The following is an 18102-nucleotide window of genomic DNA, read 5'->3' as shown; positions in this document are numbered from 1 at the left end:
TTAGGGCTAGCGTGGGATGATGGCCTCTGGTACATTTCGCTGGTTTAATCTGCAATCAAAAATGACTTATCCAAGTGTGCTGTTGAGCCGAGGCTATAGCCCTCAATTAACAGACTGAGTTCGCTTAGGCTTTTGGGTCGATTGATTGTTGATATGACTGGGTATTGAGCCGAATGACTCGCTCGTTGATTTTAGTAATTTATGTTTTATGAGGCCCTTATGCGCACCACTGCAGTCATTTCTATGCTGTTGCTTGGCGTGTTAACGACAGTTAATGCCAGTGCCAAAGAGAATGAGTTAGTGTTTGCCAGCGACTTCGAAGGCAATCGTTTATCTCAACCTTGGTCGTGGATCATGGGTTGTCAATTTGAAGGCGCTGAACCTCACACAGGTGAAAGTGCGCTGCTTTGCGTCGAAGGCAATAGCAGTATCGTCAGTAAGTATCCTATTTCTGAAGCGGGTCTATTAGAGTTTTGGGTCAAAACCCAGAATACTCAAACCCAATATCGAATCAATGTATTGACCTCTCCGGTATTAAAGCTCGATGCCCAGTGGCAGCATGTTGCTTTAATCGATATCACCCCTGGGGCTAACGAATATTTAGCACACCGAGTGTCTATTGATGATCCGAGTCGCCAATATATCCGTCTTGATATTGAGGCTATTAATGGCCCTATCAGTTTGGACGATTTGAGCTTAGGTAAAATTCGCCTTGATATGGCCCTGCAAAAAAATGAGCAGAAAATTATCGGCGGGATTTTAGATAAGCTGAAAGCTGACAAGAATTACGAAGTGCAGTCTGAGTCATTTCGTACTTTAGGTAAAAATTATGCCGCCCAGCTCGAGAGCCAAAGACAATACCTCGAGTACTCGAATGCTATTTATTCAAGTATCACCTTTGTGTTGGCGACGTCTGAGCGCAATAAAATGTCTAACCCTATGGGATATAACACCTTTAGGTCGGTTTTAACTGACGCTAAACGTGTGGCATCGCCTCTCCAACAGGCGCGTTTAGGCTCTATGGTGAAACCCTTTGGTGACTTAGCTACTGCCACCTTAAACGTGGTCAGTGCCGGTGCGTATTCCGCCTTTGCCGAACCCTTTAAGTCATTCTTAGCGGCGACTTTTGATCGCTCTAATTATGACAACAGTGACTTAAGCCGTAGTGATAAAAAGTTTGCTGAAGAAAATGGCCTGAAAATTTATCAGCAGGCCGAACGGTTTATGTCTGAAATCGAAAAAGAACTGCAACAAGTCACTGCACTCGACAATGATTTAGTCAGTATGCAGAAGAACTTAGATAATTTCCGTAAGGATCTCGACAAGCATCTGCGCAGTTACTTACAGCATGCCAGTATTGCCCGCACACCTGAAAATTACAGCCGAGTGATGAGTAAAGACGAGCAGGCACGCGCGTTGGTGATTGCCGAGGCGAGTGCCAATATCAGTGCTAAAGCTGAGGCGCTATTGGCTTCGAACAGCAATGCAGAGTTAGTGCAGTACATGATTAAAACCACTGAGAAGATTGATGAATTTCAAGAGTTCAAGGAACGTTTTAATCAGATCACTTCGGCCATGCTGACCTTCTACGACAAATTTGAGCGCTCAATTGCCGCCGAGCAAAACCCCTTTACCGATCCTAGCGATCGCGCCGTGTGGGAGCAGCACGCCAAAAGCGCCCGTAACTACATTCGCCAGTCGAAGGAAGCGTTCACTAAAGCCTTTATGTAAAGGATTGTTGTAATTAAGTGGTAGTAACGGCCTAAAATTATGGCGATTTTTCTATTTTAGGTTTGGAGTTATCAAGGATAAAACAGGTAGTCAGAATCATTTCTGTTAGTGGGCAAGGATGATGAGTAAACCCTATACAACAACTCGGTTTGACACAGATACCGCCACAATGGCGATATTTGATCCCGCGGCATTAACTCATCGCTGTGAAGATACGGCTGATTGGTGGTCTGTGCCGAGTGACGAAATTTTGGAAATCAATCAAGGTCATGTGCTATTCGTAGGACTTGGCGCCGATGGCTGTTATGAGGTTGAAATTTTCCGTAAGCTAGGTGAGGCTGGGCTCAATTCGAATTATCTCTCTGCAAACTTAACAATATTGTCAGGGTGCCTGTATATTGGCGCCGCCGAGCAAGTTCCAGCAGGAGATCTTGGGCCTGAAACAACCTATGGCGGCGCTTTAATTTATGCTGTGCGAGGGAATATTGAGGTGAGGGTGTATCGGCTTACACCCCATAAACTGGTGGTTGAATATGAGTCAACCTCAGAAGATGTACTAAACGAGTTTACGTCTAGCCCATTACTTTAAGCGGCTTACTTTATTCGCTACCATTTTTAATCCCTATACGGGCTGTTAAACACCAAAGGTAACTTGTTAATCATCAGGGGTAAAAAAGCAATTTAACATTATGAGTTCTATGATGAATAATACTAAATGGCGCGAATGTATGACGCTGTTAGCTTCTCGTCCTGTGTATTTGCAACTACAGTTGGTCGGTGAAGAGGACTTTCCTCTCGATTATGAAGCCTCAAATCAAGTGTTATCCGAGATCATGGCTACTGATTGTCTTTTTGTGCAAAGGTGTATTCGCTATAAATCCATTAACGCGATTAGAATTGCGAAAACCGTTTTTCCCGCCGGTTTGGCGGATGACAATGTATTTCTGCTTGCTGAATTAAAAATCAGATTACAGCAACTCGGCCAGTTACCACTAATTGAAGACGATCAGTTTATTGTTATTCATGGCTATCATGACCTCATGGTTTGTTGAATCCAGAGCATCTACACTGGCTTACAACACACACCATATCTTAAGCTCGCTCTGCGATGGAGTTCATAGACTTCACAACCTAACAATGGCTCAGTTCTATTAAGAACTGCGCCAAAACGCTCAAAGTAGTCTTCATTAACTTGTTTTGCACTGATAAGTGGTACTTCAATACTGACATCTACACGACCTTTACGTATCAACGCTGGGTCAAGATTATCAGGATGATTTGTGGTCATTATTACAAGGCAGTCATCAAGAGGAATGATTCCGTCTAACGCGTTTAGAACGCCACCTAAAGTGAGTGGTGGGTTATCTACATTGCTTTCAGCAGTACGTGATACCGTAGCCTTTACACAGTCACAGTCCTCTATTAACAACATAGCTCCGGGTGGTACCTTTCTAATCGCCTTATGAATAGTGGCATCATTTACAGTCGATAGATTCAATATGTAAAGATCGCGATGATACTCAACAGCTAAGGCTCTCGCTATACCCGTCTTACCTGTACCCGTTTTGCCATGTAACAGTATGGTTAGCTTACTTACAACCGATTTCCCTCTACTTGCGAAGTTATCAACTTCTCCCATCAACTTCTGCTTAAACCCTTCATCTAGCACTAATTCACTAAAACCCGATGATTTCAATGTGCCATAGCGACACCATTCGGTTTCTTCGAAAATATTAACTTTTGGCTCTGTAGAGATGTCTCCACGAGTATCTTCTAAAAAACTATATAGTTTATCTTTTGCCCACCATGGTGCACTTACAGTAATAGTATCGTATGCCATCGTACTATCGACCTTAGAGCGGGTAGCCAACATGAAACAACCACCGTATTTAAACAGGTGCATACCGTAGCCGATAGACTTAACACTGACACGCCCGTCGTAACTCACACTATAGTCATAGTACACAGCCTCAGAGATAGAGCGTGAAAAAAACGGAATGGTAGTATTACTGATCAAAAAGGACAGTTTATTGAATACCTCTGTGCGCGCCTGATGGCTATCGTCTATAGTGAGCCGCACAAACAGCAGACTACTGAGCCAACTTAACAGCTTCGCGGGGACATCTTTTAGCATATAGCCTACGAGTCCAATTAACGTTAATGTTAATACTCCAACAATGACAGCCGTCAATAAAGGATCACCATTGGTGAGCGCCTTTATTTGTAGTAATACCTCGTTCATTTACTCACCTTTACTATAAATGCCTCATGGACATAATCGAGAATACTATCAACCGAGTCGAGGATACTACCAAGGTATCCTCAGTATGTGCGCTATCGCACGTGTTAAAGCGACTTGATAAAGATCCCCTGCCTATCACTAACGATTGCCTTATAACGTAGTAATATCACATTTTAAATCAATATCTTAATGTTGGGTTTATATTTAAGCGTCACTAACGTACACAGATAAATATCAGAGATGGCGCCGTTCATCAAAGAGTAGGATGGGGCGGCCCTGCATCCACGGATTGACTTGAACAACATCCGTGTTTAACTGCCAGTTCGCTATCTGATAGGCAGGACGCCTGAATGTCGTGCAATGCAGGGATGCATGAGAACGACCATGGCTCTCGTTCATAAGCTTAAAGCCCTAGGTTTCTATTCACCGAGTCGGCGAGTGAATGCCATGGCAAGCCTGTAAACTGCTCGTCAATAAACGTTAATTGGTAAGCAGTGTTAGTGGTTTATCAGCCTACAACTCAAATATCATTCAGCGAAATCTCAATAAGAAAGCCGCTAATGGAGGCGGCTTTTGTGTTTCGATGATTCCATAACCCTTGAATTTTCTTGGTTACATTAAATCTTGAGGCATTAGAGCAAATACACGTTTAAGCTGCAGGCACCGTGGGCGCCGACGACGAGGGCTTGTTCGATATCGGCGGTTTTTGATGGACCCGCGATAAACACCCCGAACTCACCTGATGCTAACGTGATTTCTTTAGCTGCCTGATGTAGGGTCGGCACAATCTTATTCGTTGGCAGGGCTAAGATCAGGTTTTCACAGATAAAAGGTGTCACTCTGTGGCCTAGATTTTTATTGTTAACCCAAATGGCACCGTTTTCGGCAACGCCAATGTCACCAGGGATCACTGCATAATCTATGTTTTTGAGCTCGTGGGCAGTGGGTGGCATTTCACGGTTTGCCGTGACACCCTCTACAAGGGAGATGACCTGTAACCCTTGGGCGATAAGTTCATCGACTTTGGCTTGCAGGGCTTTGATGCCACCTTCTTTATGCAGCGTACCCGCGACAGTATTGAGGTTGGTCTCGAACTGGCCGACGAGATTTTCGACTCTTGGCGTCACATCTATGCTTGGCATAGGATGATTTGTTAAGGCCGACAGTTTGAGCGCATTGATAATTTCAAGTTTACTAGACATCTTATAGGCTCCTGTGTTTCTTAAACCAAGCTTCGAAGCTGGAGTTCGGGGCAACGGGCAGTTCACGGTATTTACCCCATGCACCGCTAAAGGGTTTTAACAGACTACCCGGTAGAATGCGCAGCGCAGTTCTCGCCACACTCATAGAGCAGTTCAGCATGGTTTCGCTTGCCATAAATTTACCCACTAATGGCATGTAACTGTTTTTGCCATAGGGGAGTTTTCCGGCTTCAGCCTTAAGGCGTCTGTGGTGGAAAATAATCTTATCGAGCGGCACCTTCGTCGGGCAGATATAGGTACAGCTGCCACACAAGGTACAGGCCCAGGCAATCGAGTTAGTGTCATCAATCTTAGCGCCCACTGCGATACCAATTGGGCCAGGAATGGTGTAGTTGTAGCTGTAACCGCCGGAGCGACGATACACAGGACAGGTATTGAGGCAACCACCACAACGAATACATTTCAATGATTCTGCGAGGATTTTATCCTTGAGCATCTCAGTGCGGCCATTGTCGACGATAATAATGTGCATCTCACCTTCGGGCTGTGGGCCACGGTAAAAGGCGCTATAAGTCGTGACAGGTTGGCCTGTGGCGTTGCGTGCCAGTGTGCGTAGCAAGACGGCTGTGCTATCGATATCGGGCACCACTTTATCGATCCCCATTGAATGCAACTGCAACTTAGGCAGGTTAGCACCCATGTCGGCGTTGCCTTCGTTCGTGCAGACCACCACGGCGCCTTTATCGGCAATCGCCATGTTCACGCCTGTCATCGCGGCATCGGCGCTAAGGAACTGTTCACGCAGGTGGGCACGGGCGGCGCGGGTTAAATACAAGGGATCGGATCCCCCCGCTTTAGTGCCGAGTTTTTCATGGAAGAGTTCGCCGACTTCTTCTTTCTTCATATGGATCGCGGGCACGACTATGTGTGATGGCGGCATTTTAGCGAGCTGAATAATCCGCTCACCTAAGTCGGTATCTATGACCTCAATGCCACGTTGTTCTAAGTACGGATTGAGGTGACATTCTTCGGTCAGCATAGACTTAGACTTCACCAACTTTTTGACTTGATGGCGGGATAAAATGTCATGCACGATACGATTATGCTCTGCGCCATCTTTGGCCCAATGGACTTGTATGCCGTTGGCGATACAGTTTTGTTCAAAGGTTTCAAGATATTGAGCAAGATGGGTTAGCGTGTGGAGCTTAATTTCTGAGCCAAGCTGACGCAGTTGTTCCCATTCTGGGATGCTACCCGCGGCGCGGTCGCGTTTTTCTCTGAGCATCCATAGCGCTTTTGAATGCCAGTCGACACGGGTTTCGTCGCGGCAAAAAATATCGGCTTTATGGGCATGGACTTGGGAGCCATTAGCTCCGTGATTATGATTGTAAGCCATGGTGAGTCTCCTAGAGCGCGGCGTTTAGCACTTGCGCTATGTGGCGAATTTCAATCGGCAATTGCTGTCTGCGGATCATGCCATCGAGGTGCAACAGGCATGAAGGATCAAAACCCACCACATACTCAGCACCCGTTGCGGCGTGGGCTTGGGCCTTGTCTTTGCCCATTTTGGCTGACACTGCGCCTTCATCGACGGCGAAGGTGCCACCAAAGCCGCAGCATTCGTCACGGCGGTCTGGATACACTATGTCTATGCCGGCAATATTGGCCAATACAGCTTCGACTTTGTTGAATCTTGGCCCCATTTGCTCACTTGGGGTGGCAAGGCTTAACATGCGAATGCCATGGCAACTCAGTTGCAAGCTTACCTTGTGCGCGAAGGGCTTGGTAAAGGCTGGGATCGGCGCGATATCGTGTAAAAACTCTGTGAGTTCATAGAGTTTGTTGATCACAGCTTGTGCTTCTGGGCTGCTATCAAACTCGTGGAAGTTTTCTTTGGCGGCCACTAAACAAGAGGCGGCAGGGCAAACAATAGCGTCGCATTCCACTCCTTTAAAGGCGTTGAGCAATTTAAGGGTGGTACTGCGTGCTGCATCGAAGCAACCCGAGTTTGTCATCGGCTGGCCACAGCATGTTTGACCCGCGGGTAGAATCACTTGGTGCCCGAGTTTCTCTAATAATTCCAAGGTGGCGATCGCGACCTCTGGCATCATTTGATTGACTAGACACGGGATGAAAAGGGCGATTTTCATTGTGTTTTCTCTTTCTTGTTAGTGAACGACATTGCCTTGCTGTGCGACCCCAAAGTCCACACAAATGCTAAGGTAGTTGATCAAATATAGGCCTATCTTAGCGGAATAAGTAGCCCTAATTTAGTAAATGAGCTTGTAGATTTTTTCAAAAATGAGAATATTTTAACTTGATGATTACATTGATTTTAAAATGTATTTATTCAGGTTTGAAATTCTCAAAAAATACTTAATGACAAATAAATGAGAATAGTTCGCTTATATAAACAAACGGGGCTAAAAATAGCCCCGTTGTTTACTACTGTCATACCAGATTAGCGGCTGCACTCTTCGAGCAGATAAGCTAAGTGGCGGTAGGAAATGCCGCTGTGTTGGGTCAAACCGACCTCGCACATACGGTTGGCGTAATAGCCTTCCTTAATCTCGACAGGAATGAGCTTTTTGATATTACGCAGTGCGCTGGCGTTGATTTCAGGCTTATACAAGCCTTTTTCACCCGCGTAACCGCAGCAGTCAATTCCCGCAGGTTTTAACACTTGCGCAGAGCAGGCATCAGCGATTGCTTGCATCTTAGGTTCAAGTTTCATCTTGCGTGCGCTACAACCTAAGTGCAGTGCCACATTGACTTTTTTGCTGATGTTGAGCTTAGTCAGTAGCTTGTCGTGCATAAACTCAACTAAGTCGATAATTTGTACTTTTGGATTACCTGACAAAGTGCGGTAGGTGCAAGACAAGGCATCGACGATCACTGGCAGCTTGCCACCATTAGTCATCTTGCTCACGGCATCGATAAGTTCTTGGCGTTTGGCATCGGCGTTTTTAAAGTCGCCCTTAGATTCCCACATCTGGCCGCAACATAAATCGCGGGTTTTTTCTGGCGTGATGACGTTATAGCCAGCACGTTCCAGCAGCGTGACAACCACCTCTGGCAAAGTGCGGTTATCGGGATCTTTTGGCGTCGGACCAAAGGTTCTGCCGCCACAGGCTGGGAAGTAAATCACTGTTTCTTGGCCAACTTTAGCGGGGGATGGTTTTGGCAATTTGCCGCCTTTCGGGAAATCTGGGTTCCAATAAGGCACTTCTTTTGAAATCAAACGGCCGGTTTTCATTAGGGCACTGGTAATGTTGTCGCCAGTGATCTTGTGGATCACGCCAAGCATGTCAAAACCTGAACTGATAACCTGGTTAACTGCGCCAAAGTGTTTGGCTTGGAAATCTAAGACTTTTTGTTCAGTAGTGCTGATGTACGGCGTGCGCAGTTTACGCACCAGTTGGCCCATGCTGTTATCCACTGGGCAAGCAATAGTACAAAGCTGACAGGCGGCACAGGTATCAACTACATCGTATTTAGCGGCGGCGCGCATTTCTGCTGCGGCGGCTTTATCACCGGATTGTTCTAAACGTTCGATTTCACGCAGAGTCGCAATACGCTGACGAGGTGAGAAGTTGAGTGCCGATGTTGGGCAGGTTTTTTCACAGAAACCACATTCGATACATTTATCAACAAAATCATCGACCACAGGGCAGGGTTTGATGTTTTTAACGTGGACATTGCTATCGTCGTTAAGAATAACACCTGGGTTTAGAATACCCTGTGGATCAAATACTTGTTTGATGCTCTTCATCAAAGTGTAAGCATCTTGTCCCCATTCTTTTTCGACGAACGGCGCGACAGCACGGCCAGTACCATGCTCGGCTTTCATTGAACCGTCGTACTTGTTAATCACCATGTCGGCAATATCATCCATAAAGGCATGGAAACGATCGATATCGGCTTGAGTCGAGAAGGTGGGGGTAATGATAAAGTGGAAGTTCCCCGCAAGAGCATGGCCATAAATACAGCCTTCAGGGTAACCATGTTTATGGAAAAGCTCAGTGATATCGTGCGCCGCAGCAGCAAGGTGCTCTAGTTCAAAGGCCACGTCTTCGATGATTACTGAGGTTCCCTTTGGACGCTCACCACCTACAATCGGGAACAAGCCTTTGCGCATTGCCCAGTATTTGTCATAAACCGCTGGATTAGTACTAAATTCCATTGGGCGGATAAAGTCAAAACCGGCGAGTTTCGCGGTGACATCTTGAGTATAATTTTCTAAGGTTTTGTCGTCATCAGCACGGGATTCTATCAGTAGAATAGCGGATAGGGCCGGCAATTCTGATAACCAATCTGGCATGCCAGGCTTGCCCGTTACTGCTTTGATTGATGGCCAATCAAGGAGTTCAGCAGCAGAAACGCTTTCACCGTTTATCAGTGGTATGGCTCGTGCGGCATCTTCCATATTATGGAATACGGCCATAGCTGAGGCTTTAAATTTAGCTTCATTCACTGTGTGATAAGTGACTTCATTAATAAAAGCTAAGGTGCCTTCCATCCCCACCATTAAGTGGTTGATGATGTCAAATGGGTCGGTAAAATCGAGTAACGAATTGATGCCGTAGCCGGTGGTATTTTTAATGGAATACTTTTTACGAATTCTGTCCGCTAACACTGTGTTATGACGAGTCATGTGCGACAGTTCTGTCAGCGCATCTAGTATTTTTCCATGGGATTTAACAAAGGCAGCTTTTGATTTTTCACAGCCTGTATCGAGTTCAGTACCATCTGCAAAAAGAAGTTTCGCGGAAGCGATAGTTTGGTAACTGTTTTGCGCAGTACCACAGCACATTCCCGAAGCATTGTTTGCCACAATACCACCAATTTTGGCAGAGCCTATGGTGGCGGGATCGGGACCAATTTTGCGGTTAAGCGGCGCGAGTACGGCGTTAGCGTCGGAACCAATGACAGCAGCACCTAAGGTGATCTGTTTGGCATCGCTACTGACTTCAATCTTTCTAAAACCATCATGGCCAAGGATCAACAAAATACCTTCACCGATAGCTTGGCCAGATAAACTGGTTCCAGCGGCCCTAAACGTGACGGGTGCATCATGCTTACGGGCAACGGCTAATGTGAGCTTTACCTGTTCTAGGGTTTCTGCATGGACAACCACTTCTGGGACTATCCTGAAGTAGCTTGCATCGGTGGACCAGGCAAAACGGCGAACGGGATCATCCGTCACGGGATGATCACCTAATTGCGTTCTTAGATCATCGATGACCAGTTTATAGTTAATCGACATAGCATCACTCTCTTTATTAATAGATTAAAGCCGAAGTCACTGGGAGTGACTTCGGGCATTCAATAAAATAAAACGGCTTAGAATCCACCCCACAGGGTAGCTATTGTGCCCGCCAGTAAGGCATAACCAATGGCAACAGGCATTGTTTTACGGATAATTTCTGATTCTCTACCTGCCATACCCACTACCGTTGCAGCGGCAACCACGTTCATTACGCACATCATGTTACCGGCGTTTGCACCGATACCTTGTAGTGCCAATACCAGTGTGTGGTTCATGCCAATATTGTCGGCAACGCTGTATTGTAGGCTGGAGAACATCATGTTTGAGAACGTGGCGGAACCCGATAAGAAGGCACCAAAAATCCCCACGATAGGCGCCATCCAAGCCCACACTGCGCCCATGGAACCTGCCAACATATCCGCTAAAGCGACAGGCATTGAGGCAAGACCTGCACCATTCGCGCCTGAGTTTAAGAAGATTTTTACCATAGGCACTGATGCGCCTAATGAAATAATGGTTGGCAACATGGACTTACATGAAACACCGACCGTTTGCTGAATCGCAGGGCTTTTCATTTTGAACAGGAAGAAACCTAGAATACACACGGCAACAAAGAAGGCGCCAGGGGCATATAGGGTGGCGAAGCTGGCTTTTAGCTCAGTGCCCATTAGGCCTGTCCAGCTGATGTTAAAGCTTGATAACCATGCTTTTAACGGTGCCACTGTACGCGACAGTACCAAAAGCGCAGCCATGATGATGTAAGGTGTCCAAGCGGCAATTTGGGAAAACTTAGCCGTTGTTTCGACTTTTCCGCTTTCTTGACTGTCATTCTCTGCGAAATCATTCCATGGCGTTTTAGGCAGTAAGTAGCCTTTACGCGCAACCGGGATCACTAAGGCCATACCGATCAATGAACCGATAACCGAAGGGAATTCTGGGCCTGCAAGGTAGTTGATGATCCATGCGGGGACGGTAAAGGCAAGACCTGAGAAAATCGCAAATTTCCAAATTGCTAAGCCTTCCTTAAAGGATTTATTGCGACCAAAGAATCCTGTTAGCATGGTCACCATTACGAGAGGAATTAATGAACCTGTGATTAAGTCGATAGTGATCATATGCATGACGATATATCGCGCATAACCAGCATAGTTACCGCCATGGGCAGCAAATTGCTCCGCCGCCATGCTCACGCCACCTTGGATCAGACCCTGTTCCATCCCAAAAAGTACGGGTAGACCAATCGCACCGAAGGATACACAGGCCGAGTCAGCAATCAAAGCCACGACAGCTGCGGCAACGGGTGGTACACCAAGCAATACCAGTAGTGGTGCGCCAATGGCTGCGGGAGTACCAAAACCAGCACTACCTTCAATAAAGGCACCGAATAACCAACAGATGATGATGACTTGTACACGGGCATCGGCACTGATGTTAGTAAACCCAGCACGGATAGTGTCCATGGCACCTGAGTATTTCAGGGTATTGAGTAGGAATACGGCACCAAAAATGATGGTTAACGGTGTGATGGCTGAGAGCAGTCCTTCGAGGACCGATGCCGCCAGTAATGTGGTATCCATTTGCCAAATAAACACGGCGGCGAGCGCTGTGATTATCATGGAGATAGGCATAGCCTTAGATGCAGGCATTCTGAGTAACACTAGAAATAGCATTACACTGAGCACTGGCGTCAAGCTAGCGAGGAGTTGAAGTATTGTCATGCTTGCCTCTTCATAAAGTGGTCTGTCTTATTATTGATATTAGGATTTTTCATCTGCCTTCATGTCGACTTCCCAGACCAATAAATCAGCAGTTAATACTGCAAGTACTTACGGTCTCGACATTCTGTGTTGTGTACTAGACGCTATTGTGAGCTTGACTAATATGATCTAGATCATCTTGGCTGTTATATGAAATGCTAATTTACAGTGCTGCGGGGTGCTTCTCTCGGGGGATTTTCTTATATGTGACAATGATCACTTAGACTGTTGGGTGTATATCTACTTTGGTTATATTAAATTAAATTTGTTGTTTTTCTGGTTATTAAAAGTAGAGCTATCACTCATATTCATCGTCATTATTGCAATTAACTGATCCATTTATTTCATTAATAGTCTGTTATTGGTTTTTTCAGTCATTTTTAAGGTGTGATTAAGGTCGCATAGATTGTTGTGGCTAGATTAACTCATTTACTTCTATTTTCATCAAGCTATTGTAATGTTTGCCTAATATGTCCATTTTGGAATGGTTTTTTATAGTGATCTAGAGCACGTTTTAAAATGGTGGGATTTTATTGTGATGGATATCACTTAATGAATTTTACTTTAATATGAAATTTAATAACCATTGTTTAATTTAGTTTCAGTTTATTTGAGCGAACAGCCAGCCCAAATATTCAAGTATATTGAGCGAATAACAGAAAAGTTGAAATAAAAAGTGACCGCTTCTAATGGGTTAAGAGGGGAAATTGAGAGAACAGGGTGAAATTGAAGCAGAAATTTTAAGTAACAAAACTAAAAAATACTGTTTGAACTTTTATCAGACTGGTTAGTGTCATTAATGCTCAAACGCCATTAATGCGAATATTAGTTGTTTGTGAGAAGTGCTAAAAAGTTCACCAAAGACTGTGCAGGGGAAAAGATAAGGCTTTAATCGCAACCTTCTAGGTTAAATTTACAAAATAAAAAAGAGACGTGATATGTCTCTTTTATTGGTGATTTAGCCAACAGATACAGACTTAAAACAACTTGCTGCCCCAGCCTAATTTGGTCCGCAGCACGTGGAAATAGTTGTGTCCTTTAGGATGAATAAGCCGTAAACGTTCAGAGCTGCGGCGCACTATGATTTCATCGCCGGGTAACACGGCTAAATGCACGTGGCCATCACAGCTGACTTCGAGGTTTTCGCCATTTTCAGGTGACACAACCATTTTTATGGTGCTGCACGCATCGACAACAATCGGGCGACACGACAGAGTGTGCGGGAACATAGGTACTAAGATTAGGGCCTGTAAATTAGGCGTCAGAATAGCGCCGCCAGCGGAGAGGGCGTAGGCCGTTGAACCGGTAGGCGTTGACACTATCATGCCGTCGGCACGTTGGCTGTACATGAACTGATCGTCAATATAGACCTCAAACTCAATCATGTGGGCAATTTTACCCGGATGGAGTACGGCTTCGTTGACGGCGGTGTTGCTCGCCTTGAGCATACCGTGGCGATAGACTTCGGCTTCGAGTAAGAATCTATGCTCGGTATCGAACTCCCCATCGAGTACCTTGGCGAGTGCCTCTTCGAAGGCATCGGGCGGCAGATCGGTTAAAAAGCCTAAATTGCCGCGGTTAACCCCAATCACGCCTAAATCGAAGCGGGCTAATACCCTTGCCGCGCCGAGCATGTTACCGTCACCACCGACGACTATGGCTAAGTCGCAACGCGCGCCAATTTCTAGTAAATCGACCGCTATGATATTGGGTCCTAATTCGGTAGCAACACGCTCTTCCACTAAGACTTCAAAGCCCTGCATTGTCAGCCAATAATGCAGACGCTTTAAGGTTTGGTTGGTCCCTTGGTGGTGAGGTTTGCCGATAAGGCCGATAGTATGAAACTTTGTGGTCATATTTATGCTAGATCTGGCCTTAGGCCTTGAAACGTCAAAATTGATCCCCATAATATGCCCAGAGTATTTCAGAAACAAAGCATTTTTAGCTGGAGTGAAAATGAGCAACGAATCGATTAAAGCAGAACAGGATCTGATCCAAGAGGGTGTAGAGTCTGAAGTATCTACCGCAGAAGCAAGTCTGATCGATGAGCTTACCCAGGCCAATTTCCGTATTGAAGAGCTGGAACAGTTACTCGCTGAAGCTTTGGCGAAAGTTGAAGAGCAGAAGGATTCAGTCATCCGCGCCGCAGCCGAGGTCGATAACATTCGCCGTCGTGCCGCAATGGATGTGGAAAAGGCGAACAAGTTTGCCTTGGAAAAGTTCGCCAATGAGCTTTTGCCTGTGCTTGATAACATGGAGCGCGCGCTAATGGGGACAAACCCAGAAGATGAAGCGACTAAAGCGATTTATCAAGGTGTTGAGTTAACTCAAAAAAGTTTACTCACCGCGGTGGCAAAATTTGGTGTTAAGCAAATTGATCCACAAGGTCAGTCATTTAACCCTGACCAACATCAAGCGATTGGCATGCAGCCAAGCGCCGAGTTCCCTGCGAACACTGTGATGTTGGTGATGCAAAAGGGTTATGAGCTGAACAGTCGCTTGCTGCGCCCTGCGATGGTGATGGTGTCACAGGGTGGCCCTAACCAAGAAAGTGCAACGATAGATATCGAAGCTTAAGCTTTATTGGATCAGCCGCTGTTATAAAAGACAGCAACAAAAAAGGACTGCAATTGCAGTCCTTTTTTTATGGGCGGAATTTTTTATTGATAACATTTAGCGTCTTAACGAGATAAGCAAGTTCAGCCTATTGCGCTAGATAAGCATTGATTTGCGCCAGTATGCCTTCGGCATCCAGTTGCAAGTCGTGGATGACTTCCTCTGGCGAGCCATGTTTAATGAACTCGTCTGGCAAACCAATTTGGAGTACGGCTTTAGGCATTTTTAGCTTTTGAAGCTGTTCAAGCACTCCGGCACCCGCACCGCCTATAATGGCATTTTCCTCCACAGTGACTAACACTTCATGGGTTAGTGCCATTTCTTTTATCAGATCAACATCAAGTGGTTTCACAAAGCGCATATCGACAACCGTCGCATCTAAGCTTTCGGCAGCGGTTAATGCTGATGCGAGCAAGGTACCAAAGTTAAGTATGGCAATACGCTTACCGATGCGCTTAATGACACCTTTACCAATTGGCAACGCAGTCATGGACTCGACTTGCATCGCTCCCGTGGCACTACCCCTTGGGTAACGCACCGCACTTGGGCCCGCATCATAGCAATAGCCAGTGTAGAGCATTTGACGACATTCGTTTTCATCGGACGGCGCCATGATCACCATATTAGGGATACAACGCATAAAACTTAAATCGAATGCACCTTGGTGGGTTGGACCATCGGCACCGACGATGCCGCCACGGTCAATGGCAAATAACACGGGTAATTGTTGTAGTGCGACATCGTGAATAAGCTGATCATAGGCGCGTTGCAGGAAGGTCGAGTAAATCGCGACTACAGGCTTGAAACCTTCGCAGGCAAAACCCGCCGCTAAGGTGACTGCATGCTGCTCGGCAATCGCTGCATCGAAATATTGTTTCGGGAAGCGCTGGGAAAACTCCACCATGCCAGAACCCTCACGCATCGCAGGAGTAATCGCTAACACTTTCTCATCTTGTTCGGCAATGTCGCACAACCATTTACCGAAGACTTGAGAAAAGGTCGGTAAACCGGGTTTGGTGGCCGGTTTTTTAAATAGTGATGGGTCAAACTTAGGCACAGCATGCCAACCGATAGGATCTTTTTCAGCAGGTTCATAACCACGACCTTTTTTGGTCATGATGTGCAGCACCTGTGGACCTTTCAGATTACGCATATTGCGCATGGTCTCGACCAGAGCGTCTACGTCGTGGCCATCGATAGGACCTATGTAGTTGAAACCTAACTCTTCAAATAGAGTGCCAGGAACGACCATACCTTTGAGGTGTTCCTCAGTCCGCTTGGCCATTTCTTTGATGACTGGCATACCTTTCAACACTTTTTTGCCGCCTTCGCGCAGTGTGGTGTAGAAACGGCCTGACATCAGTTGTGCTAAATGATTATTGAGGGCGCCGACATTTTCTGAAATCGACATTTCGTTGTCGTTCAGTACCACGAGCATGTCATTGTGCAAGTCGCCCGCGTGGTTCATGGCTTCAAACACCATGCCGCCGGTCATAGCGCCATCGCCGATGACAGCGACCACTTTACGACCTGCTTGTTCTTTTTCTGCAGCTATCGCCATCGCCAGCGCGGCGCTAATCGACGTGCCTGAATGGCCAACGCTGAAAGTGTCGTATTCACTTTCTTCACGCCATGGGAAAGGATGTAAGCCATCTTTTTGCCGAATGGTGTGCATCTTGTCACGTCGACCCGTGAGAATTTTATGGGGGTAGGCTTGATGGCCTACGTCCCAGATCAGTCGATCAAAGGGGGTATTGTAGACATAGTGCAGTGCCACAGTGAGTTCTACTGTGCCGAGCCCAGATGCAAAATGTCCGCTGGACATGCCAACAGACTTAAGAAGGAACTCGCGCAGTTCATCGGCTACTTGTGGTAAAAGTGCCTGAGGAAGCTGGCGGAGCTCATTGGGGGTGTTGGCCTGCGCCAACACGGGAAACTGAGAAATGTCCAAACTCATAGCGAGATACTTCGACTCTTATTATATTCTTCGCTCAATGATATAGCGGGCGAAGTCTGCAATTAACTGGCTATTGTATGGCAATTTAGCCAGCGCTGATAGTGCCTCTTGGATCAGTTGTTTGGCGGTGTCTTGTGCACCTTGTAGTCCAAGTAGTTGTGGAAACGTACTCTTATTCGATTCAGTATCAGAGCCTTGCGGTTTACCTAGCTCTTCGGTGGTGGCTACTATGTCAAGGATATCGTCTTGTACTTGGAAGGCGAGCCCTACCGCACGGGCAAAATCCATCATAGCAGCATACTGATCTTTTGGCGCGTTTGCGGCGATTAAAGCCAACTCAACAGCGCAGCTGATAAGGGCGCCAGTTTTCATATTATGTAGCTGAGTTAACGCTTTAAGATCAATATGTTTATCGGTCGAGGCTAAGTCTATCGCTTGGCCTCCACACATACCACGATAACCTGAGGCTTTGGCTAATACTCTTACCATAGCAATATGTTGTTCGCTGCTGATCCCTGGTACCGCTTCGGTGACAATTTCAAAGGCTAAGGTTTGCAGAGCATCCCCCGCTAAAATGGCCGTCGCTTCATCAAAGGCGATATGCACTGTCGGCTGGCCACGGCGGAGCTCGTCATCGTCCATGGCGGGTAAATCGTCGTGGATTAATGAATAAGCATGGATACATTCAATGGCTGCGGCGCAAGCATCTAACTTTTCGAGTTCGACCCCAAACATGCGTCCCACACTGTATACGAGGAACGGTCGAATGCGCTTCCCTCCCAATAAGGCACCGTAAGTCATAGCGGCTTTTAATTGGGGAGCTGTATCTTCAAGCGTACTAAAACGCTGTTTTAATTGATCATCAACTCGTTGTTGATATTCTTGAATGGTACTGACTAACACGCTTATTCGCCCTCAACGGCATAGGGGGATAGGGGCGCATTTTCGTCTTGTTTCAGTAAAATGGCCACTTTTTGTTGGGCTTGTTCGAGTTTTGCTTGGCTATTTCGAACGAGATTGATGCCACGTTCAAATTGTTTTAACGCGTCATCGAGGGAGATATCGCCTTGTTCTAGATCGGCAACGATGCGTTCAAGTTCGCCAAGGGATTCTTCAAAACTAAGATTTTCGGGTTTCTTCGCCACGTTCAGGTTTCCTTTGATTTAGCGGACACAAGGTATATCAGGGCGGCGTAAGGGTCAAATTCAGACTAAAGATATTTGCTCAATAGCACGCTTTGTTACTGAAATTTTTCCAGAAAATATAAATTGTCGCTAAACTTGCTTAGTGTGTGTCCGATAACTGACAATAGTATCATCATTTGTATG

The 18102-nt window shown here is 46.1% G+C and carries 14 protein-coding genes; 4 read left to right on the top strand and 10 right to left on the bottom strand.

Translation table 11 applies throughout. The features are described 5' to 3' along the window. The first annotated feature begins 219 nt into the window (after positions 1-219). The 3 genes from L5L94_RS00960 (at position 220) to L5L94_RS00950 (ending at position 2783) form a co-directional block, all read left to right on the top strand. Positions 220-1731, top strand: coding sequence for a hypothetical protein (locus L5L94_RS00960; protein WP_113941018.1), 1512 nt, complete (start codon positions 220-222; stop codon positions 1729-1731). Between the two features lie 121 nt (positions 1732-1852). Beyond that, positions 1853-2320: a DUF6386 family protein gene (locus L5L94_RS00955; protein WP_242068337.1), complete on the top strand. Its 468-nt coding sequence runs from the start codon at positions 1853-1855 to the stop codon at positions 2318-2320. A 112-nt stretch (positions 2321-2432) separates the two neighbouring features. Further along, positions 2433-2783: a hypothetical protein gene (locus L5L94_RS00950; RefSeq protein WP_254451413.1), complete on the top strand. Its 351-nt coding sequence runs from the start codon at positions 2433-2435 to the stop codon at positions 2781-2783. An 11-nt stretch (positions 2784-2794) separates the two neighbouring features. On the opposite strand, the gene L5L94_RS00945 is transcribed toward L5L94_RS00950, so the two are convergent. The 7 genes from L5L94_RS00945 to nadK all read right to left on the bottom strand — a co-directional run bounded on the left by L5L94_RS00945 (position 2795) and on the right by nadK (position 14057). After that, positions 2795-3973, bottom strand: a complete 1179-nt coding sequence (locus L5L94_RS00945; RefSeq protein WP_219253101.1) for an AAA family ATPase — start codon at positions 3971-3973, stop codon at positions 2795-2797. Positions 3974-4605: 632 nt separating this feature from the next. Further along, entirely contained in the window at positions 4606-5175 is a 570-nt protein-coding gene (locus L5L94_RS00940; RefSeq protein ID WP_219253103.1) for a lactate utilization protein C, read from the bottom strand. A gap of 1 nt (position 5176) precedes the next feature. Next, positions 5177-6571 carry a lactate utilization protein B gene (locus L5L94_RS00935; RefSeq protein WP_263160747.1) on the bottom strand — a complete coding sequence of 465 codons (1395 nt, stop codon included), beginning with the start codon at positions 6569-6571 and terminating at the stop codon, positions 5177-5179. Positions 6572-6581: 10 nt separating this feature from the next. Next, complete coding sequence (locus L5L94_RS00930; protein ID WP_006085148.1) at positions 6582-7325, bottom strand: (Fe-S)-binding protein; 744 nt, start codon at positions 7323-7325, stop codon at positions 6582-6584. A 311-nt stretch (positions 7326-7636) separates the two neighbouring features. Next, positions 7637-10441: an FAD-binding and (Fe-S)-binding domain-containing protein gene (locus tag L5L94_RS00925; protein ID WP_219250131.1), complete on the bottom strand. Its 2805-nt coding sequence runs from the start codon at positions 10439-10441 to the stop codon at positions 7637-7639. Between the two features lie 77 nt (positions 10442-10518). Continuing rightward, complete coding sequence (locus tag L5L94_RS00920; RefSeq protein ID WP_049821741.1) at positions 10519-12162, bottom strand: L-lactate permease; 1644 nt, start codon at positions 12160-12162, stop codon at positions 10519-10521. A gap of 1016 nt (positions 12163-13178) precedes the next feature. Further along, a complete protein-coding gene (nadK, locus tag L5L94_RS00915) occupies positions 13179-14057 on the bottom strand; it encodes an NAD(+) kinase (RefSeq protein ID WP_081729057.1) in 879 nt (292 codons plus the stop codon). A 100-nt stretch (positions 14058-14157) separates the two neighbouring features. Between nadK and grpE the strand changes: the two genes are divergently transcribed. Further along, a complete protein-coding gene (gene grpE, locus L5L94_RS00910; protein WP_028760692.1) occupies positions 14158-14778 on the top strand; it encodes a nucleotide exchange factor GrpE in 621 nt (206 codons plus the stop codon). Positions 14779-14905: 127 nt separating this feature from the next. Here grpE and dxs read toward each other — a convergent pair whose 3' ends face one another. From dxs to xseB, 3 genes are read right to left on the bottom strand one after another with little or no spacing between them, the layout of a single operon-like run. Beyond that, the gene (gene dxs, locus L5L94_RS00905) at positions 14906-16774 is read right to left on the bottom strand and encodes a 1-deoxy-D-xylulose-5-phosphate synthase (protein ID WP_168823303.1); all 1869 of its coding nucleotides are present in this window, start codon (positions 16772-16774) and stop codon (positions 14906-14908) included. A 21-nt stretch (positions 16775-16795) separates the two neighbouring features. After that, positions 16796-17677, bottom strand: coding sequence for a (2E,6E)-farnesyl diphosphate synthase (ispA, locus tag L5L94_RS00900; protein ID WP_028760690.1), 882 nt, complete (start codon positions 17675-17677; stop codon positions 16796-16798). A gap of 2 nt (positions 17678-17679) precedes the next feature. Further along, on the bottom strand, positions 17680-17919 hold the full coding sequence (xseB, locus tag L5L94_RS00895) for an exodeoxyribonuclease VII small subunit (RefSeq protein ID WP_006080884.1): 240 nt from the start codon (positions 17917-17919) through the stop codon (positions 17680-17682). Between the last annotated feature and the right edge of the window lie 183 nt (positions 17920-18102).

The sequence above is a fragment of the Shewanella sp. SM21 genome (assembly GCF_025654335.1).
GTDB lineage: Bacteria > Pseudomonadota > Gammaproteobacteria > Enterobacterales > Shewanellaceae > Shewanella > Shewanella oncorhynchi.
The sequence above is the reverse complement of the archived record's forward strand: the minus strand, read 5'-3'. Positions and strand labels throughout refer to the sequence as shown.